General features: G+C 39.2%; 25 protein-coding genes and 1 pseudogene. 8 read left to right on the forward strand and 18 right to left on the reverse strand.

The genetic code is table 11. The features are described 5' to 3' along the window. The first annotated feature begins 10 nt into the window (after positions 1–10). The 3 genes and pseudogenes from ACNSN2_RS18220 to ACNSN2_RS18230 all read left to right on the forward strand — a co-directional run bounded on the left by ACNSN2_RS18220 (position 11) and on the right by ACNSN2_RS18230 (position 1,525). The gene (locus ACNSN2_RS18220; protein WP_418609371.1) at positions 11–499 is read left to right on the forward strand and encodes a chalcone isomerase family protein; all 489 of its coding nucleotides are present in this window, start codon (positions 11–13) and stop codon (positions 497–499) included. Between the two features lies 1 nt (position 500). Next, positions 501–1,044 (forward strand): annotated as a pseudogene (locus ACNSN2_RS18225) (DUF3833 domain-containing protein). A gap of 205 nt (positions 1,045–1,249) precedes the next feature. Beyond that, complete coding sequence (locus ACNSN2_RS18230; protein ID WP_008112559.1) at positions 1,250–1,525, forward strand: HU family DNA-binding protein; 276 nt, start codon at positions 1,250–1,252, stop codon at positions 1,523–1,525. A 65-nt stretch (positions 1,526–1,590) separates the two neighbouring features. Here the strand turns inward: ACNSN2_RS18230 and ilvN are convergent, their stop codons facing one another. From ilvN to ACNSN2_RS18270, 8 genes are all read right to left on the reverse strand, one after another. Next, the gene (ilvN, locus tag ACNSN2_RS18235; protein WP_008112561.1) at positions 1,591–2,091 is read right to left on the reverse strand and encodes an acetolactate synthase small subunit; all 501 of its coding nucleotides are present in this window, start codon (positions 2,089–2,091) and stop codon (positions 1,591–1,593) included. Beyond that, positions 2,091–3,815 carry an acetolactate synthase 3 large subunit gene (locus ACNSN2_RS18240; protein ID WP_010388899.1) on the reverse strand — a complete coding sequence of 575 codons (1,725 nt, stop codon included), beginning with the start codon at positions 3,813–3,815 and terminating at the stop codon, positions 2,091–2,093. The genes ilvN and ACNSN2_RS18240 overlap by 1 nt, the downstream gene beginning before the upstream one ends. Positions 3,816–4,262: 447 nt before the next feature. Then, the gene (locus ACNSN2_RS18245) at positions 4,263–5,270 is read right to left on the reverse strand and encodes an isocitrate dehydrogenase (RefSeq protein ID WP_008112567.1); all 1,008 of its coding nucleotides are present in this window, start codon (positions 5,268–5,270) and stop codon (positions 4,263–4,265) included. 179 nt (positions 5,271–5,449) lie between these two features. Beyond that, positions 5,450–7,132 (reverse strand): hypothetical protein, encoded by a 1,683-nt coding sequence (locus ACNSN2_RS18250; protein ID WP_418609368.1) that lies wholly within the window; start codon positions 7,130–7,132, stop codon positions 5,450–5,452. After that, the gene (locus ACNSN2_RS18255; RefSeq protein WP_054201620.1) at positions 7,132–7,527 is read right to left on the reverse strand and encodes a DUF3192 domain-containing protein; all 396 of its coding nucleotides are present in this window, start codon (positions 7,525–7,527) and stop codon (positions 7,132–7,134) included. Before ACNSN2_RS18255 ends, ACNSN2_RS18250 begins: the two co-directional genes overlap by 1 nt. A gap of 69 nt (positions 7,528–7,596) precedes the next feature. Further along, positions 7,597–8,370 (reverse strand): flap endonuclease Xni, encoded by a 774-nt coding sequence (gene xni, locus ACNSN2_RS18260; RefSeq protein WP_054201619.1) that lies wholly within the window; start codon positions 8,368–8,370, stop codon positions 7,597–7,599. Between the two features lie 8 nt (positions 8,371–8,378). Further along, positions 8,379–9,722: a nucleotide 5'-monophosphate nucleosidase PpnN gene (gene ppnN / locus ACNSN2_RS18265; protein ID WP_418609367.1), complete on the reverse strand. Its 1,344-nt coding sequence runs from the start codon at positions 9,720–9,722 to the stop codon at positions 8,379–8,381. Positions 9,723–9,799: 77 nt separating this feature from the next. After that, entirely contained in the window at positions 9,800–11,308 is a 1,509-nt protein-coding gene (locus ACNSN2_RS18270) for a GGDEF domain-containing protein (protein WP_418609365.1), read from the reverse strand. A 225-nt stretch (positions 11,309–11,533) separates the two neighbouring features. Here ACNSN2_RS18270 and ACNSN2_RS18275 point away from each other — a divergent pair, with 225 nt between their 5' ends. Together ACNSN2_RS18275 and ACNSN2_RS18280 are read left to right on the forward strand one after the other, a co-directional pair. Next, positions 11,534–13,324 (forward strand): M61 family metallopeptidase, encoded by a 1,791-nt coding sequence (locus tag ACNSN2_RS18275; RefSeq protein WP_418609363.1) that lies wholly within the window; start codon positions 11,534–11,536, stop codon positions 13,322–13,324. A 145-nt stretch (positions 13,325–13,469) separates the two neighbouring features. Continuing rightward, positions 13,470–15,641 carry a S46 family peptidase gene (locus tag ACNSN2_RS18280; RefSeq protein ID WP_010388890.1) on the forward strand — a complete coding sequence of 724 codons (2,172 nt, stop codon included), beginning with the start codon at positions 13,470–13,472 and terminating at the stop codon, positions 15,639–15,641. Positions 15,642–15,964: 323 nt separating this feature from the next. Here the strand turns inward: ACNSN2_RS18280 and ACNSN2_RS18285 are convergent, their stop codons facing one another. Next, positions 15,965–16,858 (reverse strand): response regulator, encoded by an 894-nt coding sequence (locus ACNSN2_RS18285; RefSeq protein WP_418609362.1) that lies wholly within the window; start codon positions 16,856–16,858, stop codon positions 15,965–15,967. Positions 16,859–16,955: 97 nt separating this feature from the next. Between ACNSN2_RS18285 and ACNSN2_RS18290 the strand changes: the two genes are divergently transcribed. Continuing rightward, positions 16,956–17,756: a chromosome partitioning protein ParA gene (locus ACNSN2_RS18290; protein ID WP_418609360.1), complete on the forward strand. Its 801-nt coding sequence runs from the start codon at positions 16,956–16,958 to the stop codon at positions 17,754–17,756. A gap of 496 nt (positions 17,757–18,252) precedes the next feature. Here the strand turns inward: ACNSN2_RS18290 and ACNSN2_RS18295 are convergent, their stop codons facing one another. From ACNSN2_RS18295 to ACNSN2_RS18335, 9 genes are all read right to left on the reverse strand, one after another. Next, the gene (locus ACNSN2_RS18295) at positions 18,253–18,582 is read right to left on the reverse strand and encodes a hypothetical protein (protein ID WP_418609358.1); all 330 of its coding nucleotides are present in this window, start codon (positions 18,580–18,582) and stop codon (positions 18,253–18,255) included. Between the two features lie 105 nt (positions 18,583–18,687). Beyond that, the gene (locus ACNSN2_RS18300) at positions 18,688–19,269 is read right to left on the reverse strand and encodes a DUF7010 family protein (protein ID WP_418609356.1); all 582 of its coding nucleotides are present in this window, start codon (positions 19,267–19,269) and stop codon (positions 18,688–18,690) included. Positions 19,270–19,337: 68 nt separating this feature from the next. Next, positions 19,338–19,745 carry an OsmC family protein gene (locus ACNSN2_RS18305; RefSeq protein WP_138594576.1) on the reverse strand — a complete coding sequence of 136 codons (408 nt, stop codon included), beginning with the start codon at positions 19,743–19,745 and terminating at the stop codon, positions 19,338–19,340. Between the two features lie 134 nt (positions 19,746–19,879). After that, positions 19,880–20,461, reverse strand: a complete 582-nt coding sequence (locus ACNSN2_RS18310) for a GNAT family N-acetyltransferase (RefSeq protein WP_418609354.1) — start codon at positions 20,459–20,461, stop codon at positions 19,880–19,882. Positions 20,462–20,527: 66 nt separating this feature from the next. Continuing rightward, the gene (gene yidD / locus ACNSN2_RS18315; RefSeq protein WP_418609842.1) at positions 20,528–20,704 is read right to left on the reverse strand and encodes a membrane protein insertion efficiency factor YidD; all 177 of its coding nucleotides are present in this window, start codon (positions 20,702–20,704) and stop codon (positions 20,528–20,530) included. Between the two features lie 29 nt (positions 20,705–20,733). Further along, the gene (locus ACNSN2_RS18320; RefSeq protein WP_418609352.1) at positions 20,734–20,961 is read right to left on the reverse strand and encodes a hypothetical protein; all 228 of its coding nucleotides are present in this window, start codon (positions 20,959–20,961) and stop codon (positions 20,734–20,736) included. Between the two features lie 136 nt (positions 20,962–21,097). Then, entirely contained in the window at positions 21,098–21,232 is a 135-nt protein-coding gene (locus ACNSN2_RS18325) for a hypothetical protein (protein WP_274602023.1), read from the reverse strand. 330 nt (positions 21,233–21,562) lie between these two features. Next, positions 21,563–21,877, reverse strand: coding sequence for a CC0125/CC1285 family lipoprotein (locus tag ACNSN2_RS18330; RefSeq protein ID WP_418609349.1), 315 nt, complete (start codon positions 21,875–21,877; stop codon positions 21,563–21,565). Between the two features lie 102 nt (positions 21,878–21,979). Further along, positions 21,980–22,414 carry an HIT domain-containing protein gene (locus ACNSN2_RS18335; RefSeq protein WP_418609348.1) on the reverse strand — a complete coding sequence of 145 codons (435 nt, stop codon included), beginning with the start codon at positions 22,412–22,414 and terminating at the stop codon, positions 21,980–21,982. Positions 22,415–22,736: 322 nt separating this feature from the next. Between ACNSN2_RS18335 and ACNSN2_RS18340 the strand changes: the two genes are divergently transcribed. Both ACNSN2_RS18340 and ACNSN2_RS18345 read left to right on the forward strand, forming a co-directional pair. Further along, entirely contained in the window at positions 22,737–24,008 is a 1,272-nt protein-coding gene (locus ACNSN2_RS18340) for an O-acetylhomoserine aminocarboxypropyltransferase/cysteine synthase family protein (RefSeq protein WP_418609346.1), read from the forward strand. Positions 24,009–24,076: 68 nt separating this feature from the next. Beyond that, entirely contained in the window at positions 24,077–24,736 is a 660-nt protein-coding gene (locus ACNSN2_RS18345; protein WP_418609344.1) for an NADPH-dependent FMN reductase, read from the forward strand. The last annotated feature ends 5 nt before the right edge of the window (positions 24,737–24,741 follow it).

Below are 24,741 nucleotides of genomic sequence, written 5' to 3' on the forward strand. Positions count from 1 at the left end.
GGAGATAACGATGAAAACGCTTTTAAATTTACTTATTGTTTATGCTTTATTTAGCCCTGTAGCTAATGCCGATACTCAGTTTAACAAGGTGGGTGAAGCACGCATGGAATACCTGTTTTGGGATGTTTATGATGCAACGCTTTATACACCTTCTGGTAGTTACACCGCAAAACAAACGCCTGTTAAATTTACCTTAACTTATTTGCGCGATTTTGACGCTAAAGACATTGTAAAAGCGACTAATGAGCAGTGGCAGCACTTAGGTAAACCTCAACTTTCAGAGCGCTATGCTGATAAATTACTCTCGATATGGCCAAATATTAAAAAAGGTGAATCGTTAACCTTGCTGACTGATCAGCAAGGACACAGTACTTTTTTCCATAACGATAACCAAATAGGTCGCATTGATGATGCCGAATTTGCTGAGGATTTTTTAGCTATTTGGTTAAGTGAAAACACCTCAGAACCATCAATTAGAAATCAACTATTAGGGATTTAATATGATTAATCTAAAACGCGTTAAAGTTGCCATGGTATTGGCCGTTAGCTTTTTTATTGCCAGTTGTTCAGCCCCAAGTGTTGAACATTACAAGGGTTCAGAACCAAATTTCGATTTTAAGACTTTCTTTAGTGGTGATTTGAAAGCCTATGGCGTTGTACAAGACTTTAAAGGTGAATTAACCCGAAAAGCTTGTTGTTGACTTAAACGCTACATGGGATGGCAATAAGGGCACTATTGAAGAAGACTTTGTTTACGATGATGGAGAAACACAAAAACGCATTTGGAAAATTACCTTAAACGACGATAACACATTAACAGGAACAGCCTCTGATGTTTTAGGGATAGCTACAGGAGAAAGTGATGGCAGTGTGTTTCATTGGAATTATAATGTAGAGATCCCTTACGATGGCAGCACTTTAGAAGTTAATTTTGATGATTGGATGTACCTAGTAACAAATACACGCTTGATAAACCGCACATCTATTGTTAAGTTTGGTGTTGAGGTTGGGGAAGTAACCTTAGTAATAGAAAAGGTAGAGTGAGTCATTAAGGTGCAAAGTTGCACTAATAGTGTGCTTAAATTAAGCTTTTGTTAACTCAACTCGCTGTATTTTACAGTGAATTTTACTATTTTTACTAATTTTTTAGTATTTTAGATAAAAAACGTAATTTGCTGTTGCTAACTCTTCGAAAATGCATAAAGATAGGATTTGCGAAGGCAAAATAATAACGAATAGGAATCTAATAATGAACAAAGCTCAACTAGTTGAAAAAATCTCTACTGACGCAGAAATCTCTAAAGCAGCCGCTACACGTGCACTTGACGCATTCACAGGCGCTGTAACTTCTTCATTAAAAGAAGGCAACTCTGTTGCATTAGTTGGTTTTGGTACTTTTTCAGTTAAAGAACGTGCTGCACGCACGGGTCGTAACCCACAAACGGGTGCAGAAATCCAAATTTCAGCAGCGACTATCCCAAGCTTTAAACCAGGTAAAGGTCTTAAAGACCAAGTAAACCTATAATTTTAGGTTTATAAAATATAATAAAAGGGCTATTTAGCCCTTTTTTTTTGTTGTAAATTTAACGCTTATTTAGCTTTAAGCGCTTTATCTCCTCGGCCAATGCCGACTGCGCCTGAGCGCACCACTTCAATTATGTCGGTTTCATGGCGTAAAGTATCTAAGAACGACTCTATTTTATCGGTGCTACTTACCAATTGTAGGCTGTAACTTTGACGACCCATATCTAAAATAGCACCTTGAAATACATCAACAACACGAGTTACTGCCGCACGAGTCGCTTCGTCTTTGGCAAATACTTTTACTAATAGCAGTTCGCGTTCTATGTGACTCATGTCGGTTAAATCAATAACTTTAAGTACATCGACCAGCTTGTTTACTTGCTTTGTTATTTGTTCAACAATTCTGTCATCACCTTTAGTGGTTACCGTAATACGAGAAAGAGACTCATCATCTGTAGTACCCACTGTTAAGCTATCAATATTGTATGCTCGTTGAGAAAAAAGCCCCACTATACGTGATAACGCACCAGGTTCATTTTCTAATAATATAGATAATATACGACGCATTATGCCTTCACTCCTTTTCTTAACCACATTTCGTCTATACCACCGTGCTTAATTTGCATTGGGTAAACATGTTCTTTTTCGTCTACTAAAATATCTAAAAATACCAATCTGTCGGTTATCGACATGGCTTTGTCTATCGCGGGTTGTAACTCATCAAGGGTGTTTACTCTGATCCCAACATGGCCATAGCTTTCAACAAGCTTTACAAAATCAGGCAAAGATTCCATATACGATGAAGAATGCCTACCGCCATAAATCATGTCTTGCCATTGTCTTACCATACCTAATGAACGGTTATTTAAGGAGATCACCTTTACTGCTAAGTTATACTGTAAACAGGTTGATAGCTCTTGGATGTTCATTTGAATAGAGCCGTCTCCAGTCACACATAAAGACTCTTTATCAGGAAAAGCCAGCTTGACCCCCATAGCCGCAGGTAAACCAAAGCCCATAGTGCCTAGGCCGCCTGAGTTGATCCACTGACGAGGGTGTTTAAATGGGTAGTACTGCGCGGCAAACATTTGATGTTGGCCAACATCAGAGCTGACATAAGCATCTCCGTTGGTCGCTTCATATATTGCCTCAATAACTGCCTGAGGTTTTATTTTGTCACCATCGCTGTTGTAACTAAGGCATTTTTGTTCACGCCAGCTGATCACTTGTCGCCACCAATCTTCTTGTGCACTGCGATCAATTTTAATTGGGCTGTTATCTATGGCAGTTTGTAATTGCTCAAGTACCGTTGCCAAACAGCCAACAACAGGAATATGTGATTTAATGGTTTTAGAAATAGAGGTTGGATCAACATCTACATGCACAATAGTGGCATTTGGGCAGAATTTTTGAACATTATTAGTAACCCGATCATCGAATCGTGCGCCAAGTGCTAAAATAACATCGGCATTGGCCATCGCTTTATTGGCTTCTAATGTGCCGTGCATACCCAACATACCAATAAAGTTAGGGTGAACGCCCGATATACCGCCCAGTCCCATTAACGTGTTGGTAATAGGGGCATTAAGTGACTCGACCAAATGAGTTAGTTGCTCTGAGGTGTTTGAAAGCACAATACCGCCACCAGAGTATATAACCAGTTTTTTTGCTTCTAAAATAGCAGTAACGGCCTTACGAATTTGTTTAGAGTGACCCTTGGTATTAGGGTTGTAGGTTCTGAGTTCTGTTGCCGCTGGAAAATTGTAAGCAAAAGTTAGCTCTGGGTTAAGCATGTCTTTAGGAAGTTCTACTACCACAGGCCCTGGGCGGCCGGTACTGGCAATATAAAAGGCTTTAGCAAGAATATTGGGAATTTCACTCGCGCTTCTACAATTAAAGCTATGTTTTACAATCGGGCGAGAGCAACCAACAATATCGGTTTCTTGAAACGCGTCATCACCTATAAGACTTGTGGGCACTTGACCTGATAACACCACCATAGGAATTGAATCCATATACGCAGTTGCTATGCCTGTTACACAGTTTGTTGCACCGGGACCTGATGTAGCAAGTACAACACCTACTTCACCGGTGGCTCTTGCGTAACCATCGGCCATGTGTGTAGCCGCTTGTTCATGGCGTACTAAAATGTGCTCAATATCGTCTTGCTGAAAAAGTGCGTCGTATAAATCTAATACTGAGCCGCCGGGATAACCAAATATATACTTTACCTTTAGCTCTTTTAATGACTTAACAACCAATTCAGAGCCATTATATTCTTGTTTACTCATCCTCATTCCTCTGTTGATTACATGCAAAAAAAAACCCCCGCGTAGTGCGAGGGTTTTAAAAAGCATTTTTCACCTTTTAATACATCCCCGCTGGGCTTATCACTAAGACCAGTACGAGTAAGACTAAAAGGCTAAATTGTGTATTCATGATGTTTTGCTCTTTAAAATAAAATGCTGTTTAAATAACAATTTTTGTATGTGGTTATTTTTAAGGCTTTTGAGCACACATGTCAACCCATTAAACTGGTTTTTGGATTAAAAATTCATTTTTAAATGTTTTTTAATCTAATAATCTATTTTATATGAGTTATTTTCACTTTATAAGCAGAAATTATGCAGTTTTGCGTGTTTGCCTAGGCTTGGGGATGGTCAGGGGGAAATTTAAATGCTGTGTTTCTGGCATAAAAAAAGCCAGCATTAGCTGGCTTTTTAATTTAACAGTACTAATTACAGACGGTCAATTACTGATTGTGTGAAATCAGTAGTGCCGTGGCTGCCGCCTAAATCGCGGGTAGTACGGTCGCCAGATTTAATTACATCAGCAACAGCGCTACGAATACGTTCAGCTGTATCGCCCATGTTTAAATGTTCTAGCATTTGAATAGAGGCTAAAATCACTGACGTAGGATTTGCAAGGTTTTTACCAGCAATATCAGGTGCACTACCGTGAACAGCTTCAAAAATAGCAGCATCTTCACCAATGTTTGCTCCTGGTGCCATGCCTAAACCGCCTACTAAGCCAGCACATAAGTCAGATAAAATATCGCCAAATAAGTTCGTTGTAACGATCACGTCAAACTCTTCAGGGGTCATTACAAGCTTCATACATGTTGCATCAACAATCATTTCAGTTGATTCAATTTCTGGGTAACGCTCAGCTACTTCACGCGCCACTTTTAAGAATAAACCAGAGGTTGATTTTAAAATATTTGCTTTATGTACTGCAGTTACTTTTTTACGACCTTCGCGCACAGCAAGTTCGTATGCGAACGTTACAATTTTTTCTGCGCCTTCGCGAGTGATCACTGATTTTGCTTCAGCTTCAGTACCATCTTCAGATACAACTTGGCCTGCACCTGAATACATACCTTGTGTGTTTTCACGAATAGTGATGATATCAATATCGTCGTAACGGGCTTTAGTACCGGCAAACGATTTAACTGGACGTACATTGGCGTATAAACCAAATTGCTTACGAAGCGTTACGTTGATAGATGTAAAACCTTCGCCTACAGGCGTGGTTAATGGACCTTTTAAGGTGATTTTATTCTTAGCAATTGTGTCAATTGTTTCTTGTGGAAGCAATTCGCCTGTTTTTTCAAGCGCAGCTAGGCCAGCGTCAACAAATTCATAATCAAAATCGCATCCTGCGGCTTTTAGTATTTCAAGTGCTGAGTCGATAATGCTTGGGCCGATGCCGTCGCCTTTGATCACTGTTATGGTTTGTTTGGCCATGAACTTTTCCTTTAAAGATTTGGATACACACATAAATAAAAATACTCAACAGAGTTTAGACTACTTATATGACAGGGGTACTAAATTTGAGCCGGCATTTATACCAATTTATCTCTCATTTTGCCAGTTTATAGTATGAATACAGGGTATAATCTTGAGTTATAATGGTAATAAGTCAGCTAAATACTATTGTGAAGCCCTAAGCGCAGCAGCGATTGATTAAAATCGACTTCACTTTGCCAACCATGGCGACTAAGTTGTTGATTTAATATTTGCTGTTGCCATGCTGTTAATGGCTGGTTAGGTTTAAGTATGCGTTGTGCCACTACCTTTAATGCCGCCCATAATTGACCAGCATCATCAAGCTGCTTTTTAGGCAATTGCTCTGCATTTAATAAAGCCGACGCCCATGGGTCGCCACTAAGTAATTCGTTAAGCTCACTGTTTAAATGAGAGGCATCTACGTTGTTCACACCAAAAAATGTACTAAAAGGTGTATCGAGAGATTTATTCGGTGTTTGATCAATGGTGATTTTTCTAGAAACATCTGCGCTGTAATGTATCAACACATAATATAAGTAAGCATATAAGCTTAAACTAACACGCTCACCTTGAACGCGGGGATTATGCTTAACTAATAGCTCTAAAATATTTACTAAACAACTAATACGGGTGCATAAAAAGGCATGTAAAGGGTGAGCAATACTATTTACTAATTGTTGAAACACCACCCCTTGAATAATAGCCGGTGCTTTATCGTAACCGACCATAGATAAACTATGTCTTAAATCTTTAGCGGGTAATAGCTCTTTGTTGTAGTGTTTTACTGCTAAGCATACTGACTTTATAACGTCAGGGTAGGGGGTAAGTAAGGTGTTCAAAGCTTTAAAGCTGTATTCTTTTTGCGTTTTTATTTGTTTAACTAATTGGTACAAGGGCGTTTGTGCAGAGAGTTCACTATTCGGGATATTAAGATATTCACTGTCCCATACTTTTAAAAATAAGCGGTTATCATTGCATTCCCATGCTTTTGAGTCATCCATTAAGGACGCTTTAATACGATACCATGCCATTTTAGTATTGGCGTTATTAACTATAATATGTCGGCCTTGCGTATCCGTGGCTAAATAAACCATAGCTTGGTCGGCATACACGACTTGGCTGCCAGGTACATATTGTCCAACGTGTGCAACTAGCGCTTTTAATAACGTTTGTGCAAATGAGTTGGGAGTTCTTATATATAAATCAGCGACCGCTTTATAAAAATTTATGTGCTGTTGTTTTTCATTACAAGTAACGTTAAGTGCTAATATATTAGCTAAAGAAACCAACACACTGGCACCGTCATAAAGCATAATTTTAGGTGTATCTAATAATGCGTGTTTGTATTTGCCTAATTTTGCCAAAATATGAGCAATTTGGTGCGCGGGTTGTTTAGCCGTTAATAATACTTTGGCTGCAAGTTTATGGCGTAACTGCCACATTTTTTTATCGGCTTCGTTAAACGTTTGCTGTTGAGCTAACTTATTTAATTGTTTGGCAACACAAAGGTGTTCAACTAATGAGGCACTAATATAAAGCTCGGTTAAATCGTTGTCGTAGTTTTGACTACGACACAAAGCACAGGTTAATACACATTGGTTAACCACTAAATTGGTTGCGTAACTATAATGTGTTTTATATAAATTTAACTGAGCTTGCAATGCCGCTGGGTTTTGTTTGTATAATGCAGCGTATTGCTCTGAAAACTTACACACAAGAGGGTAGAAGGTATGCCACTGACTTTTATTGTTATGGGAGCTTAAAAGCAGTTGCGTGCTTTCGAATAGCTTTTTTAGTTTACCCGACAGTGGAGCTTCCATTAAATCTTCCCATCATTATGCTCAAGATATTTTTCATAAGCACTTGGGCCCCACATTATTAGTTGGCCATTTTTAAATAATAACCCAGTACATTCATCCATGGTGGTGATACCGTCTGAGGTTTTGTGTTGGGTACGATAAAAAACCACCTGCCATACTTGCTCGCCATCACGCTTAGCATAGGTTAAATCTGGGCTACCTAAATATTCAAGCACATCATTTAGCGTAAAGGTATCTTCTAAACGCAATTTTTCGATATAGCGTTTATTAAATGCTTCTCTGTCTTGCCAAATCATAGCTTGTGGATCGTCTTTATAGAACATAATAACTGACGTAGCTATTAGAGCGTATAAACCTAATCCTAATATTAAATACCTAAAAAACTTTTTAAACATTGCCAACCCAGACCAAAATAGCTATCGCTAGTATACGTATTGCTAGTGTACAGTGCTATTAACTTGCGACTAATTAAGCCTTAACTGCTTTAAACTAAAGCCTAAATGGATATCTGTACGCAAACTCACCAATTGCTTAGAAATAACAAACATATCCATATCTTCATTAAGCTTTTTTTGTAGCCGCGTATTTAACGATTCATCATTTAGCGCTTCTTCAATAGAGCTATATTGATTAACCAATTGCTGCGCGGATTTAACACCAATACCTTTAACACCAGGAATGTCGTTGGTTTTATCGCCTGCGAGTGCCCAAAAGTCGATGAGTTTATGTTGAGCGACAGCAAAGCGCTCTTCAATGTGTTCTTCATTGAGGTGTTGCTTTTTAAAGTAATCGTATACTTCAATATGCTCATTCAAATGAGGCAAAAAGCCTTTATCAGTAGAGACAATGGTATTGTTTATCTGATTATTAGCCGCTTTATGCGCTAAAGTCGCAATAATATCGTCAGCTTCATCGTTAGTCGGTTCAAATACCACTATACCGGTTTCTTCAATGGCCGCTTTAAAATGGGGTAACGCGTTTTTTAGGGTCTCTGGCATAGGTGCACGCGAATGTTTGTAGTCTTTATAAAAGTGGTAACGCCAGCTTTTGTCACCATCAAAAACCGCAATTGCATGGGTTGCATTGGTGGTCGTTAAAAGTTTTTTGCATGCATGTGCAACCCGAGCACAGCAGGCTTTTAACATGTGCTCGTCGCTGTGATGGCTTTGGTTTGCATCAACAGCATAAATGCGCCTAATTAAATTAAGCGCATCAATAAGGAGTAAATGGGGATTCAATTATAAACTCACGCTTTTATTGTATAACAAGGAATATACTTACTTCCGGGAAGTTTCATTCTACCTTGTTCTACAAATGCTTGTAAAAGCTTGTCCATTGCTTTCATTAAATCAGGCTCACCACTTAGCACATAGGGGCCATGCTCTTTAATTGCATTTAAGCCTTCTTCTTTTACGTTACCAGCAACAATTCCCGAAAACGCACGGCGTAAATTAGCGGCAAGCTGTTGTTTGGGTTGATCAAGGTGTAAATCAAGTGACGCCATGGCTTCATGAGTTGGATAAAAAGGCTGCTGAAAATCATTTTCTATTTTCAACGTCCAATTAAAGTAATAAGCATCGCCTTGGCTTTTACGATATTCGCGAACTCCGCTCATAGCCGATTTAAGCTTTTGGCTAACTAATTGAGGATCATCAATAATCACTTCAAATTTACTCAGCGCAGCATCGCCCAAAGTCATTTGAATAAACTTACAAAGCTCTTCAAAGTAAGCTTTGCTCTGTTTAGGGCCAGTTAAAATAACAGGTAAACATTGCTTGTCGTTTTCAGGGTGTAACAAAATACCTAATAAATAAAGTAACTCTTCGGCTGTACCTGCGCCACCTGGAAAAATAATAATAGCGTGTGCGGTTCGAACAAATGCTTCAAGGCGTTTTTCAATGTCGGGTAAAATAACCAGCTCATTTACAATCGGATTGGGTGGCTCTGCCGCTATAATGCTGGGCTCAGTTAAACCTAAATAACGATTATTGGTAATACGTTGCTTTGCGTGGCCAATGGTTGCGCCTTTCATTGGGCCTTTCATTGCACCAGGCCCACAGCCAGTACAAATATTTAATCCACGTAACCCCAGTTCATAGCCAACTTGTTTGGTGTATTTATATTCGACTTCGTTAATAGAGTGGCCACCCCAACATACAATCATGTTAGGTTCGCTATTTACCTTAAGCGCGTCGGCATTTCTAAGCATATCAAAAACCATATGGGTAATGGCTTTAGTTTCTTGGAGGTTCTTTTCATACTTTTGGCAAATAAACAAAATATCGCGAATAACCGAAAATATGTGCTCATGAATGCCTGTTACTATGTGGCCATCAACAAAGGCCGTTTGCGGAGGATTTTCTAACTCAATTTTTATACCGCGTTCACGGCTAACCAAACGTATATCAAAATCTTTGTGTTTATCGTAAATATCATTGCTTACATCGGTGTGGCTGCCTACATTGAGCACGGCCAATACACAGTTTCTAAATAGTCTGTAGCGTTCGCTGGTTGATGATTGCTCGAGTAAGTCTACTTCTAGCTGCGACAATAAATCTAATACCCCTGTAGGGTTTAATTGTATTAGCATCGACATTCTCCTTGAAACTTCTTGGGTAAATTTACTGCGTAGTTATGCCTTATACTCAAGGGTAAAAGTGCATAACACTATTTACTAATACACAGACGATCCCGGCCTGAGTTTTTAGCATCGTAAAGAGCCTCATCGGCTCTATCAAATGCTTTTAGAGGCGTATCACCCACTTCAAATTGGGTTGCGCCTAAAGAAACAGTAATTTGTATTTGCTTGTCTTTAAATTTAAATGGGATCTTTTTAATCGACAGTCTTAATTTATCGAGATGCTCGACGGCGTTTTCAAGTGAGGTACGGGGCATTAATAACACAAACTCTTCGCCGCCATAACGGGCAATAAAATCAGTTTGTCTAATCGATTTTTGCAGCGCTTTTGCAATCACTTGCAAGGTAATGTCGCCGGCTGTGTGACCAAAACGATCGTTAATTGATTTAAAATGGTCAACATCAATAACAACTAAGGTTATGTCTGACGGGCGTTCATTAAATACATTGATTTCGTGATTATAACGTTCATCAAAAGCTGCGCGATTAGGTAATTTGGTAAGACTGTCGAGTAAACTTTTAAAACGTTGTTCATTCAAACGTTTCTTATAATTACTAACTTTGTTTTCTAAACTGCCAATTCTATCGTTTATTTGTGCAAAGCTAGAAATTAAAATTTGGCGATCTTTTTGTTCTAGCTGCTCTTTTTCTAAAATATCAGCACTTAATGAGCGTAACTCATTTTCAACCAATTGCTTTAACTCTGTAATTGATGTTGCTTTATTTGTTTGTGTATTTAAATTTCTTAGCTTTTCACCAATTCGTTGATTAATTGAGTCAAACTCAACAGTCATCGATTCAGAATGTTCGCTGGTCGATACTAATGAGCGATGTAGCTCTCCGAGTGTTTGGTTTAAAGAGGTTAAGAAGCTTTGTGCTGACGCGCGCTCAACTTGAATGCTTTGTACAATAAGTGTGATTACATCAATTGCTGCATCAAGTAGCTGGTCTACGGCTTTATTTTTAGCGATACGTTTTTTTATTAAATACAACGCTTCGTTGGCTTCTTCTTCGAGAACTAGCTGACTGACTAATCTAAACAGCTTTTCAGTGAGGGCACTTAGGTTCGGAGGCTCAAAGGCGTCGTTGCTTTTAGCAATTAAGGCTTGATGATAAAAAGTTATCAGCTGGTTTAATATAGGAATAAAGCCATGTACAGATTGAATATCGTCTAGCTCGTTATCAAGCAAATGGCGCAGTGTTCTGCGGGTATCGTCAGGCAAGCCTTTGGTTTGTTGTAATTGCTTACCTGCATTTTGTACACTGGTAAAAAGGTCGCGTTGATGTGCTAGTTGAATGGCTTCTTGGTTTTTAAGCAAAGCTAAAATATCATCCACTAAAGGGGCAAAGTCTTCAAAACTCATTCCTTTGTTTAACGCGCTTCGAAACTTAGCTAGGCGGTTATCAAGCTCAGTATCAAGTCCCTTACAGCTTAAAGACAACTTAGCTGCAAAATTAGAAAGCGTACTCACTTGATGTTGGCGAGCACTTTCTATTACTTTTCTACTGTCGATTGCTTGCTTTAGTTTTTGTTCCACCGTATTGGAGCTCCTAGACACCTACACACCATCATCGTAATACCTCTATTGTTTTAGTTTACAACAAAAACATATTAATAGTAGGGATGAGATCAAAAACTTAATGTTTTTAATAACAAAATACGAGCGATCTTAAATATAAGTGCATTTACCGCTTTTAATTCACTTTTAAAATGGGTCTTGTTAATCTTGGTACAACAATACGTTATATAAAAAAGAGCCTTCATGAAAAAGCTACTTGCCTTATCAATTTTAGCTGCCTGTTCAGCACCAGCATTTGCCGACGTTAACTACGCTTTAAATATCTCTCAGCCAGAGCATCATTTAGGTGATGTAAATGTAGAGTTTCCTAAAACGGCGCAATCATATTTAGATGTAAAACTGCCAGCATGGCGTACTGGTCGCTATGAAATTTTAAACCTTGCCAATGGCGTTCGCTATTTTAAAGCCAGCGACAATGAAGGTAATGCATTAAAGTGGGAAAAAATAGACCACAGCACATGGCGTGTTCATTTAAACGAGCCGACTGAAGTTAATGTTGATTACCAAGTATATGCCAATGAGCTAGGTAAGCGCGCTCGCCATATTGACGATAGCCATGCGTTTGTTGATGCATCGGGCTTTTTTATGTTTAGCGAGTCATTTCGCCAAGAGCCAGTTACGGTTGAATTAAACGTACCTAAAGCATGGCGCTCTGTGTCGGGTATGGAAAACTATAAAAATAAACACAGCTTTAAAGCCAGTGACTACGACGTGCTTGTTGATTCACCAATAGAAACAGGTGTTAACGAACTGCGTACTTTTGAGGTTGATGGCCGTGAGTATGAGCTAGTGGTGTGGGGCGAAGGTAATTACGACATAGAACTGATGCTAACCGATCTGAAAAAGCTAGTGGCAACGGGCAATGTAATTTGGGACAGCTACCCGTATGAGCGTTATGTATTTATGGTGCATGCTACATCGGGCGCGGGCGGTGCAACCGAACACTTAAACTCAACTATTATTCAACGCCCACGTGATCGCTTTGCTAAACGTGAAGACTATTTAGCTTTTATCAGTACAGCGGCACATGAATTTATTCATACTTGGAATGTAAAAGCATACCGACCTAAAGGGCTTGCGCCATATGACTACACTAATATTAATTATTCAAAATTGCTGTGGATTGCTGAAGGGTCTACAAGCTATTTTGAAGATCATTTATTAGTGCGTTCGGGTATTCAAACCACCGATGAATTTTTTAAGAACTTTAGTAAAACCATTAATCGCCACCTCACTACCCCTGGTCGTGAAGTGCAAAGTGCAAGTGAAACCAGCTTTGATAAATGGATAAATCAAGGTGGCGATCATGCACGTAATTACGGCACTAATATTTATCTTGAAGGCTCGTTATTGTCGATGGCGTTAGATATAGACCTACTTGAAAAAAGCCAAGGTAAAATAAGCTATAAAGACGTACACAACGAACTTTATAAGCAACATAAGCTACCAGCGGGTTTTACTGAGCAAGACGTATTAGCTATTTTAAAACAACTATCAGGACGTGATTACAGCGCTTGGTGGCAAGAAAATGTTAGCACACCAGCCAGCCTAGATTTTGATGAATTACTGGCAAAAGTTGGTTTAAGCTTTGAATTACCAGAAAAAGCCAAGGCTACACCAAGCTTAGATGCCTTTACTAAAAATACTGGTGAGTTACTAACACTTACCCATGTACGCCGCGATGGCGCAGCATGGCAAGGTGGCTTAACTACAGACGATAAACTCGTCGCTATTAACAAAAAGCATGTAGGGAAAAACTTAACCACGAGCCTAGAAACCTTTAAAGCAGGAGACAAGGTAACTGTTGATTTTATTCGCCGTGATGCATTAATGTCGACTGAGCTTGTGTTGTCAGAAGATTTCGACAAACCTAAAAAAGTAGTCGCTAATAAAAATGCTACTGCTGAGCAAAAAGCGCTATTTAAAGCATGGATGGGCGTAGCGCATCCAAATGATGTGAAAAAAGACGACTAACATCGTTTATCATTTTGTTTAAAAAGGAGCTTAGGCTCCTTTTTTGTTTATTGGGCGCTATATTGTAACAATTTATCTCAGCGCAGTTGACCTGACTCATACTTAATGAGTAATCTGCTGGTTCAATAATAAAAGGGATTCTATAATGCGTTTAAAACCTCTTGTTGCCACGTTGGTAGCAACCTGTTCACTGGCACTTTCTTCTGCGGCTCATGCCGATGAAGGCATGTGGCAACCTCATCAACTACCAGAGCTTGAGTCAATTTTAAAAGCCAAAGGGCTTGAAATTAGCGTTGATTCAATTTCAAAATTAACCGAATTTCCAATGAATGCGGTTATCAGCTTAGGCGGTTGTACAGCCTCGTTTGTTTCGCCAAAAGGCTTAGTTGTAACTAACCATCACTGTATTTATGGTTCGGTGCAATATAATTCAACGCCTGAAAATAACATTTTAGAAAATGGCTTTTTAGCAAAAACACCGGCTGAAGACTTACCAGCTGCGCCAGGTTCACGTGTGTACGTAACCGAAACAGTGACCAATGTGACCGACAAAGTGATTAGCGGCACTAACGAGCTAAGCGCAAAAGCACGCTATGATGCGTTAGAAAAAAATCAAAAAGCACTCGTTGCACAGTGTGAAGCTGATGCTAGTTACCGTTGTAATGTGTATTCGTTTCATGGTGGTTTAGAGTTTTACCTAATTAAATCACTGGAAATTAAAGATGTACGTTTAGCGTATGCACCTGCCATGGGCGTAGGTAAATACGGTGGCGATATAGATAACTGGATGTGGCCGCGCCACACAGGCGATTTTGGTTTTTACCGCGCCTATGTAGGTAAAGACGGCAAGCCAGCAGAGTACAGCGAAGATAACGTACCGTACGTGCCAGAGTCTTACTTAAGTGTAAGTGCTAAAGGCGTGCAAGAGGGCGACTTTGTTATGGTAACTGGCTATCCAGGGCGTACCAATCGTTACCGTATTGCCGCAGAGGTTGATTACGTATTTAACGACAGTTACCCTAAAGCGCGCATGCACAATACTAAATACGTGTCACTAATTGAAGAAAACTCAGAAGATGGCAGCAAAGCCCGTATTGCTTACGAAAGCACCATAGCAGGTTACAACAACTACATTAAAAACTATGGTTCGATGATTGAAAGCTTCAAAAAAGGCACCATGTTTGAGCGTAAAAAACAGTTTGAACAAGAGCTTACAAGCTGGATAAACAGCGATAGCGAGCGTAAACAGCGCTACGGGAATGTGCTTAATGAGTTATCGGCATTAGTAGCTCAATCGCAAGAGCACAGTGAGCGCGACCGTATGGTAGGCTATGTTCATCGTTCACAAATGATCAGCACGGCACGTCGTTTATACCGCTTAGCGGTTGAAAAACAAAAGCCAAATAGTGAGCGCGAATCAGGTTACCAAGAACGCGATTTACCGCGTATTAAATCTTCTCTTGAGCGTATGTCACGTCGCTTTGATGCCAATGTAGATAAAGCTATATTACTGCACTTTTTAGAGCAATATGCAGCATTACCTAAAGCAGAGCGCTTTAGTGAAATTGATAAAGCTTTTGCTTTAGAAAACGGTTTTGATAAAGCAAAACAAAGCGCATTGCTAGATGAAATGTACGCTAAATCAAGACTAGATAATGAAATTGTACGTAATTCATTATTTGAACAAACACTAAGTCAGCTTAACCAAAGCCAAGACCCGTTCATGCAATATGCAAAAGCTATATTTGCTGTGATGAAAGCTGAGGAAGATAAGTCAAAAGCCTTGGCAGGTAAGTTACAAGCTGCTCGCCCAGAGTTAATGAGTGCAATTATTGCCTTTAACAAAGCGCAAAACAAACCGGTTTACGCCGATGCAAACAGCACATTACGTGTAACTTACGGCACGGTAGGCGGTTATTCTCCGCAAGATGGATTAGTGGCTACGCCGTTTACTTCACTTGAAGGCTTATTGGCTAAAAACACCGATGTTGACCCATTTAATGCGCCTAAAAAGCTGCAAGAGCAAATTAAAGCGAAGCTTTATGGTGATTACACTGGTGGCATGAATACTGTTCCGGTTAACTTTTTATCAAATGTAGATACAACTGGCGGTAACTCAGGTTCGCCAACGCTTAACGGCAATGCCGAGCTGGTGGGTTTACTGTTTGACGGTGTGTACGAAAGCATTATTGGTGATTGGGATTACAACCCAGAACTAAACCGCTCAATTCATGTAGATTCGCGCTACATGCTGTGGGTAATGGATAAAGTAGATAACGCCCAAAACCTATTAGACGAAATGAAAATCGTAAAATAAATAGCAGTTAAAATAACAAAAGGCGCTTACCTTAACCGGAAGCGCCTTTTTTGTTTAAACATTTTTGGCGATTAATCTAACTTAAGCTACGGGCTACGGGCTACGGGCTACGAGGTTCGGGGGAGCTAATATTTAACTTTCACTGACACTCGGCTTTGTGTGATGGTTTTGGTTTCTCATTTTCTGCTCATTATCTTCTCCATGTTCAAATAGCTTTTTGATGAATTATGCACAAAGAGGGCGAAGAGACGCTGCGCTTTTGTAGGAGCAAGGTGTTTTTAAATTAAACTTTTTTATAACGGTAACTACGTAAGTTTAATTTACTAAATGCCAACTAGCATAATTTTACCTTGTGCCATGCCCTCAAGCTGGCAGCTAAAATCAATGCGCTTTTCAGCAGGTGTTTTATACAGCAAAGTGAGCTTACGAAAAGGCGTGGTAATCACTTTGACCGTTTTGATTTGTAAACTAACGCGTGTTCGTTTGTCTAAAAAGGCAAAAGCCGTTTCCGTTAATGCTTTTTTACATGCGCTTAATGCTGTATTTGTTACAACGCCAGATAATATTGAGTTACTAATATCTTCAGCCGACAAGCTACTATAACCACTTGCCATTACGAACGCGGCATAAATATCAAGTATGGCAATAGCGCGTACTTTTTGACTTTTAGGATCCTCATAAACAGCCATTACACAGGGTACTTTAGATTCATCGAATACCTGCGGTTGAATTGTGTTTACGATTAAAGACTGACTTATATGTTTATGAAACAAACGTTCTAATTGCGACAGCTTTGGTAACGCTAAATCATCATTTAATTCAATTTCATCAGGAATGACTTCGTTATTTTCTACAAGTTGAACCAGAGGTAATAACTTATCGTGAAGTTGTTCATCGGTAAAAGGTTTTGACAGTACAAAAGATGCGCCTAAGCTAATAGCTTCTTCAATTTGAGACTTTTCATCAACAGTGGTTAGCATCGCGACTATTATATTAAGTTGCCTTTGCTTTATTGCACGTAATAACGTTACCCCACACATATCAGGCATATGCCAGTCTGTAAGGACAATATCGGGGTGCCAACTACCAATCAGCGTTAACGCAGATTTAGCATTGTTGGCTTTTTCTATTAATAACTTCCGATAGCCAAACTTTTCCAACCCTCGGCGTACTATTTCAAGTGTTGCATGGCTATCATCCACGATAAGTATTTTCACACAGGTAACTTTTTTTTAATGTTGTTGTTATTATGGCAGATTTTTTTCACAGCGCTAAACTCTAGTAAATAAACACTTAATTTAAGATAACTAAATAATGCCATATGCCGTATTTCCGCCAGAGGTTTATCATTATATTGCTATAAATTTTGGGCTACTTATTTTAGCCGCGTGGTTTTATATTCTTTTACTGATACTCAGAGAGTTTAGGGCATTTGCACTTAGCATGGTTAAAAGTAACGGAACAATGGATGATGCGACGTTAGCTATGTGCAGAGAGTCTGTTGAAAACGCTATGAGCTATGTTAACGATAATCGAAAAACTATCGCTGAGTTAATCAGTGTACAAATGCTATTACAACAGCAATTGACTGAGGTTACTTCATCAACCAAAGATCATGTTACCGAAAAAGAACAACAGCTAATCGATGATCTCAATAAAAAATTAAAACGCTCGCATAAGCTAATTCGCAAACTTAAAGGGGATTTGGATAAAAGTGTTGAAAAATTAAAAGTTACCCGTCAAAAACTCTATGCACAATATGATGCAGTGACTGTGCTTCAAGAAGAAAAAGATCAGTTACAAGCAGATTACGAAGCGCTTAAAACCGCAAGCGAAAATAGTGATAAAACATCAAACGCAGATGCATCCTCAACGCTCGATCAAACAAGATTACTTAATACTTTAAACGAATATAAAAGGCAAATTGCAGAGCAAGACCAACTGCTACAGCAATTACAGTTACAAACTGACGGGCCAGAAAGTAGTGAGGAATTAGATACTCTAAAGCAAGAGCTAGAGAAAACCCAGTACGCACTTAAACACCTTACAAAAGAAAAAAAATTCATTGAAGGACGCTATTTAGAAATGATGAAAAATAGCCAAAAACCAAGCTAACTAACGACTTTTTTTAGTCTGAGCGAGTAAACGTTATTACTGTGTTTTCTGCTCATTCAATTCTCTTTGCTAAGTAAGGTCTTATGCACAAAGAGGGCGAAAAGACGCTGCGCTTTTAGAGGAAGATATAAAACAAAGCTATTTTTAGCTAGTCACTGCTATGTATTACCACGTTATCTTTGCTGAGTATGTAAGGTGACAATTTATAGTAAACAAAGAACCAGCCTGATACGGTTAATATTACGCCTAAACCATATTTGCTAAAAATTGGAATATACATTATCAATGTAAACACGACTGCCGAATACAATAAAAATATAGCCCAGAATAATTTTGAGCTGATAAGTTTCAATCTCGTCTGACAATTGGCACATTTAAAGTAAAACGGAAATGCAGATAAATAAAGGCTGAAAACATCTATTTTATGTTCACACCGAGGGCACTGACTCATAAATTTCCTTGTGTTTTTTCCGTTAGAAGTTCTTGTTAGTTTTTATTATTTACAATACTTTTTGGCTTTAAAAAAACCTGTAATACAAATTACTATATAAAAAGCATACAACCCTATCTTTTCAGCCCACGTAGCTTGTGGAAGTGAGCCATAAAAACGAAGGTAATCATTAACAACTAACATCCCAACACAAACTATAATAGCAGTTGTTTTGAAGTAGAAAACACCCGCCGATTTTATAGTTGATATAGAGACAATTAAAGCCCCCAAAGATAGATAAAAAGCTAATATTGACATGGCTCCAGGTACAATACTTGGTGCTAGTGCAAGAGTTGTTATGATTATTGAAAACCATCCTAATATTTTAATGGTCATTCGACTCCTTTAAAAACTTACAACCGTGTAACACGCAATGTGTTGGCGTGGTTTTCTGTTTGCCAAAACTATGACAACTTTACATAGTCGGAGTTTAGGTGTTTGTTATATTCTTATCATATTCCTGGTTAACATTTGATAAATACTTATTAAATAAGTTAAAACGATAACGCAAGAGATAGCTAAAATACTACTGTTAGGGAATAAATACCAAGCGGCTACAATTAAAATACTTCTTAACACAGCATGAATTAAGCCAACAGGATGTTTAACGATCCAAGAATATACTACCCAATGAAGTCCTAAGCCAACGCCTAAACTCAAAGGAACAAATTCAGGTGCATTTAAAAGTAACGGTATATGGACAGCCCAAAGAAGATTAACCATCACTATGCATAGGCCCATTAGTTTTGCTAAAGGGTTGGATGAGGAAACTAAGTTCTCTTTTCTAAATTTAGCAATTACTAAAGCTATAGGAAAAATACCACCTGTTGCAAAAAGTAGAATATATATAGAAATATTTGCGCTAAATTGTGTACTTAGAAATCCAACTAAACCCCAAATTATGGTTCCAGCAACCGGCATTGAAATAGATCTGTTTGAAGATTGTTCAAATTCTATTCTGTATTCATCTAATGTCAAAATACTCTCTCCTTGCTTGAGTAATGCTCCGACTAATTGAAGCAAATAATGCCTCCATGAACCGCGCGAGCTTGCTAGTGTGAGCGACCGTAGGGAGCATATTTAATGCCTAGTTAAGTGCAATTTTTTCCAACTTCTGCTGAATAAGTGATATCGATCGTAGGACTCAACATAAGACAAACATGACAATGCTTTCCTACAGCTTCTTGAGCTGCTCGCAAAATGTCAGACTCCTGAAAACCGACGCCACTTACTATAAAGTGCAAGTTTGCCGATTTATATAAACGAGGCTCTGATTCCGTTAAGGCGAAAGTAACCGTATTTTCTAAACCCTTAACTTCAAAACCTTGCTCTTGCAGAAGCAAGACGACATCCGTCGCACTGCATGAACCTAAAGCTGACAATAGAACTTCCGTTGGACAAGGAGCTTTCTCACTTGTAGCGTCAACATTAAACGTAAAGCCACCTTCTGTTAATACTTTAAAACGACAATCTTCATCCCACTTTATATTAATACTCATACTTCCCTACTTTTTGATGTCACTACTGCTGATTGCACTTAACGCTCGTTTAAACGGTGAAAATAATGGCGCATATTTTTGCGTGTTTTTTGCAAAAAGTGCGACATAATTTTTAATCCGATTTCAAGCGCTTGTTAGCAGAATTTACTCTGTAAGTGATTTTTTACCGATGCCCACTCTGTAGAGAGAATAGAATAGACAACTGTATCTCTAATTGAGCCATCGCCCATTATTTGATGACTGCGTAAAATTCCATCTTGTTTAGCCCCAAGTCTTTCAATAGCCTTCCTCGACCCTTGATTAAAAAAGTGCGTTCGAAACTCAACAGCAATCGCCGAATACTTATCAAATAAGTACTTTAGTAGTAAGAGCTTACATTCAGTATTTACCGGAGTTCTTCTAACTGATGCTGAATACCATGTATAACCAAGCATAGCTCGTTTATTCTTTGCGTCTACATTATAAAATCGAGTTGTCCCAACGACCATGCTCGTATTATTACACCTTACCACAAATGCTATATTACCTTGCTCAGCCTCAAAAATTGCTTTTTCGACATAACTTTCCATTTGTTCTGGAGAAGGGACATTTGCATACCACAACTTCCAAGATTCACCATCTAATACGGCCATTTTTAATTCTTCAACATGACTCATATCCAACACCTCAAGGGTAACAAAATCCCCTTTGAGTTTTATCGGCTTTAACCATTCCATCTGTATACCTTGTCTATTCTGCTAACGCCGCCTCCTTGGGTTTAACCCAATAAAGGCTTGTTATATTTATGGATAATCTATACCGCCATTTGGTTGTTTACAGCTTAAGATCCGCTTTAACGAGAACAACCATCCTTTTAAGAAGCCATATTTTTTCAAAGCGAGAATAGAGTACTCTGAGCAAATGGGCTCGAATAAGCATGATTCTTGTAAGCTTTTCGGAGCTACAAACCGATATAACATGATTAGTTTAATAGAAAACCAAATCAAAATTATTTTTCCTTACGAAAAGTAATTACATAATAGCTACTATCTACCGCCTTCTTACCTCTTAAAGCATCGAAGCAACCTGGTTGAACTTGAACTCCGATGCTATCAACTCTCTGGAAATCCCACCCTGCGTTTGCATATTTATTAACAACAGTTTCTAAATATGCAGCGGCTTCATTCCCCTTATGGGCTTTCATTTGAACGGCAATATTTGGAGGAATTTGTACCATTTTTTATTCAAACATCAATTTATCTCCTTGTTTTGATGCTAATTAAAAAATATAACGCCGTAAATAAACGGCTAAAAAATAGTGGGCTATAATTTGTGAGGTACGAACAAAGCCCACTGTTTTTTTGTCCGCACTTTTAATTTGCTTTGTTATATTGCGATTTACACAATACATTTTGATTAGCGCCACTACCATACAACTTTAACCTTTCTGTACCACCTGTTTTTTCAAAAAACTCTTGTAATGTAATTTCCTTTTGCTCGTAGCTCATTAGCTGCCAGAAACCGTAAAAACCTTTGAACCAAAAGTAATAGAACACAGCTCCGACAGCTAACAGTAAATATACAGATTTTCCTACTTTTTGTTTGTACTTTATGCCTCAATAAAAAAACCAAATACAGCTAAATATTGCCACAATAAAAAATGCAGAGAAAGGAGTTATTACAGTATAGGAGTTACTCCAAATAGAGCTTAAACAAGTAAAATTTCTGCCTGACACTATTGAGAAGATCAAAGTAATTTTGAAAAAGAAATACAACAACACGGTAATGAACACCGCATATAAGATACCACTTTCCTTGCTTTCTTTTTTATTCAACGCTTAATTGCACTTGATTTCAGCTTTTTTCCAAGGATGGGCAAATGAAACACCAGCAGTGCCGACCGCTACAGAATTATTTTTTCCTAATTCGGAAGTTAATTCAGTATACCCTGCAGGGCACAACTCGCTTGCTCTGCGATCCCAATAGGCATTCACAGTTTCTGCTGACGTTGTTCCATTTCCCAAATACTCCAGATAATAGTGATTTTCACCTATCACTCTATCGTTATACCCGCCTGACCAAGTGTGGGCTTGGTAGCCAGTAGCACAGGCAGTTAAATATATAGTTCCGATAAGTACTACGATGTATTTCATTTTATCTCCATGTCTAATTTTGGCTGCTAACGCTTGCAGCACGCGCGCCCACGAAATGGAGCCGGAGGCGCAATGTAGTGGGAGTCGCCGTGCCTGCACTTGTTATGCATGTGGACTTTCTAATTGTGCAATGATTAACGCAGCTATCTCTTTAAGCTTCCCAACCTCTTCAAACTGCACGCCATGGTCTTTTATCACCAACAAAGGTCCTGGAAAAACATGAAAATGAAAATGCCCCACAGTTTGACCGGCAGAAGAGCCATTGTGCTGGAATATGGTTGACCCAGTCACCCCCATAGCGCGCTCGAGAGCTTTACCTATTTTCTGAACGGTTAGCATGCATGCTTGAGCAGCTTCTGCAGACAGATCGTAAATTGTGACCGCTTGTTCCTTGGGTACTACTAATACGTGACCATCCTTCTGCGGTATTATATCCATGAATGCGAGCGTTAAATCATCCTCATAGACCTTTACACAGGGGGCCTCTCCAGCAATAATCTTCGCGAAAGTATTACTAGTGTCGTAGATTGGGTTCACTGATTTCTCCAGCTTACGGAAATGCATAACAATTTAATAGTGCGCTCATCGCGCATATTCATACCAGCGCTGCGCTCATTTTCTTTTACATATAGTTTTAACAAAATACCTAACATATTACTATCACTAAGTTTTTATTGCGTTTAATAAATACTTAGAGGAATAATATGCGCGCTTGGCTCATTTTCTTGAATATATGAGCGAACGGTAGAATTAGATACAGCACTCAATCAAATTACTTCAACATTCTTTAGTATATTTCATGTGCATTTTGTAACCATTAAATGCTAGGTTAGGTGTAACTATATTGAAGGAATAAATTATGAAACTTGAGTCTTTAGCGTTGCACCATGGTTATGAATCTGAAGCCACCACTAAGTCGGCGGCGGTGCCGATTTATAACACCTCTTCGTACACCTTTGATAATACCCAGCACGGTGCTGATTTATTTGATTTAAAAGTGCCGGGTAATATTTATACCCGCATAATGAATCCGACCAATGCGGTACTTGAGCAGCGTATTGCCGCGATGGAAGGCGGCATTGGTGCGCTGGCTGTGGCTTCGGGTATGGCGGCGATTACTTATGCAATTCAATGTTTATGCGAAGTGGGCACTAATATTGTAAGCACCAGCCAAGTGTATGGCGGCACTTATAATTTATTTGCCCACAGCTTGCCGCGCCAAGGTATAGAAGCGCGAATGATTAAAGCCGATGATTTTGACGGTTTTGAAAACGCGATTGATGAAAGCACCCGTGCGGTTTTTTGCGAGTCAATTGGTAACCCTGCTGGGAATATAGTTGATATCGCTCGCCTTGCGAAAATTGCCCACAGTAAAGGAGTGCCTTTAATTGTAGATAACACCGTGGCTACGCCGTATCTGTGTCGTCCATTTGAGTTAGGTGCCGATATTGTGGTGCACTCACTCACTAAATATATTAACGGCCATGGTACCGCGATTGGCGGTATGATTGTTGATTCGGGCAAGTTTGACTGGAAAGCCAATGCCACCCGTTTTGCGATGATGAATGAGCCTGATCCGTCGTACCATAATGTAGTGTATACCGATGCGTTTGCTGAGGCGGCATTTATTGGACGTTGCCGCGTTGTCCCTCTTAGAAACACTGGTGCGGCACTTGCGCCTAAAAACGCCTCTGATATTTTAATTGGCCTTGAAACGTTAGGGCTAAGAATGGATCGCCACTGCGAAAACGCGCAAAAAATTGCTGAATATTTAGAGAGCCATCCTAAGGTACTTTGGGTTAATTACGCGGGATTAAAATCAAGCCCGTATAACGAAATGAGCCAAAAAATTACCAATGGTAAAGCGTCAGGTATTTTAAGTTTTGGCATTGCCGGTGGCCTTGAAGCCGGTACGCGGTTTATTGATGCTCTAAACATGATTTTACGCTTGGTAAATATTGGCGATGCTAAATCGCTGGCTTGCCACCCAGCATCTACCACTCACCGCCAACTAAACGATGAAGAACTGGCTAATGCGGGCGTTAGCCGCGATTTAATTCGGTTATCGGTGGGTATTGAAAACATTGACGATATTATTGCCGATGTTAGCCAAGCACTCGATAAAGCCTAAATCGTAAGGTAAATACCTCAAACTTTTTTGAGGTATTTATTTTTGTAATTAAAAAGGAGTGCCGTTAGATGAAGTTATTAATTTTTATCGGTTCAGTTAGAAAAAGTACCCCACCTAAGCCTGCGCGTTTAGGGGAAAGGGTAGCGAAAGCATGTGAGCGTTGTTTGCTTGAGCATTACTCTGAACATGAAATAGAACTTATTGATCCGCTCGATTACGATTTAGACCCTGTGTTTAAACCGCACTTTGCTTATTCGCAAGCAGAGATACCTAAACAGCTTGATGACTTAGCTGCAAAAATTAAAGCCAGCGATGGCTTTGTTATGGTAAGCCCTGAATATAATCATTCTATGAGTCCGGCACTCGCTAATTTGCTAAACCATTTTGGAAGTTCTCTATTTGGCTATAAACCCAGCGCGATTGTGACCTATTCTGCAGGGCAATGGGGCGGTGTACGCGCTGCTGTTGGCATGCGCAGCTTTTTAAGTGAACTAGGTTGCTTACCGGTATCAGCTATGATCCATGTACCAAAAGCGCAAGATGTGTTTATCGAAAGTGGTGAAGCAAACAATAGGGCAGAGCAAACATCGTGGGATAGCTATTTTTCGCGCACCTTTAATCAATTAATGTGGTGGGCAGAAGGCGCAAGCAAACAACGTGAAGCGTTAGATCCTAAGCAATTAAGCAAAGATTTTAAACGTGACCCATCACAGCGTAATGCGCCTTAACGGTT

This window comes from Pseudoalteromonas sp. US3C1013 (assembly GCF_048401115.1).
GTDB lineage: Bacteria > Pseudomonadota > Gammaproteobacteria > Enterobacterales > Alteromonadaceae > Pseudoalteromonas > Pseudoalteromonas undina.

What these genes read in the sequence shown, in the direction of transcription:
- ACNSN2_RS18220 (WP_418609371.1), top strand. Translation starts at nt 11, where the DNA reads ATGAAAACGCTTTTAAATTTACTTATTGTTTATGCTTTATTTAGCCCT.
- ACNSN2_RS18230 (WP_008112559.1), top strand. Translation starts at nt 1,250, where the DNA reads ATGAACAAAGCTCAACTAGTTGAAAAAATCTCTACTGACGCAGAAATC.
- ilvN (WP_008112561.1), bottom strand. Translation starts at nt 2,091, where the DNA reads ATGCGTCGTATATTATCTATATTATTAGAAAATGAACCTGGTGCGTTA.
- ACNSN2_RS18240 (WP_010388899.1), bottom strand. Translation starts at nt 3,815, where the DNA reads ATGAGTAAACAAGAATATAATGGCTCTGAATTGGTTGTTAAGTCATTA.
- ACNSN2_RS18245 (WP_008112567.1), bottom strand. Translation starts at nt 5,270, where the DNA reads ATGGCCAAACAAACCATAACAGTGATCAAAGGCGACGGCATCGGCCCA.
- ACNSN2_RS18250 (WP_418609368.1), bottom strand. Translation starts at nt 7,132, where the DNA reads ATGGAAGCTCCACTGTCGGGTAAACTAAAAAAGCTATTCGAAAGCACG.
- ACNSN2_RS18255 (WP_054201620.1), bottom strand. Translation starts at nt 7,527, where the DNA reads ATGTTTAAAAAGTTTTTTAGGTATTTAATATTAGGATTAGGTTTATAC.
- ppnN (WP_418609367.1), bottom strand. Translation starts at nt 9,722, where the DNA reads ATGCTAATACAATTAAACCCTACAGGGGTATTAGATTTATTGTCGCAG.
- ACNSN2_RS18275 (WP_418609363.1), top strand. Translation starts at nt 11,534, where the DNA reads ATGAAAAAGCTACTTGCCTTATCAATTTTAGCTGCCTGTTCAGCACCA.
- ACNSN2_RS18280 (WP_010388890.1), top strand. Translation starts at nt 13,470, where the DNA reads ATGCGTTTAAAACCTCTTGTTGCCACGTTGGTAGCAACCTGTTCACTG.
- ACNSN2_RS18290 (WP_418609360.1), top strand. Translation starts at nt 16,956, where the DNA reads ATGCCATATGCCGTATTTCCGCCAGAGGTTTATCATTATATTGCTATA.
- ACNSN2_RS18295 (WP_418609358.1), bottom strand. Translation starts at nt 18,582, where the DNA reads ATGACCATTAAAATATTAGGATGGTTTTCAATAATCATAACAACTCTT.
- ACNSN2_RS18305 (WP_138594576.1), bottom strand. Translation starts at nt 19,745, where the DNA reads ATGAGTATTAATATAAAGTGGGATGAAGATTGTCGTTTTAAAGTATTA.
- ACNSN2_RS18310 (WP_418609354.1), bottom strand. Translation starts at nt 20,461, where the DNA reads ATGGAATGGTTAAAGCCGATAAAACTCAAAGGGGATTTTGTTACCCTT.
- yidD (WP_418609842.1), bottom strand. Translation starts at nt 20,704, where the DNA reads ATGTTATATCGGTTTGTAGCTCCGAAAAGCTTACAAGAATCATGCTTA.
- ACNSN2_RS18320 (WP_418609352.1), bottom strand. Translation starts at nt 20,961, where the DNA reads ATGGTACAAATTCCTCCAAATATTGCCGTTCAAATGAAAGCCCATAAG.
- ACNSN2_RS18325 (WP_274602023.1), bottom strand. Translation starts at nt 21,232, where the DNA reads ATGAGCTACGAGCAAAAGGAAATTACATTACAAGAGTTTTTTGAAAAA.
- ACNSN2_RS18330 (WP_418609349.1), bottom strand. Translation starts at nt 21,877, where the DNA reads ATGAAATACATCGTAGTACTTATCGGAACTATATATTTAACTGCCTGT.
- ACNSN2_RS18340 (WP_418609346.1), top strand. Translation starts at nt 22,737, where the DNA reads ATGAAACTTGAGTCTTTAGCGTTGCACCATGGTTATGAATCTGAAGCC.
- ACNSN2_RS18345 (WP_418609344.1), top strand. Translation starts at nt 24,077, where the DNA reads ATGAAGTTATTAATTTTTATCGGTTCAGTTAGAAAAAGTACCCCACCT.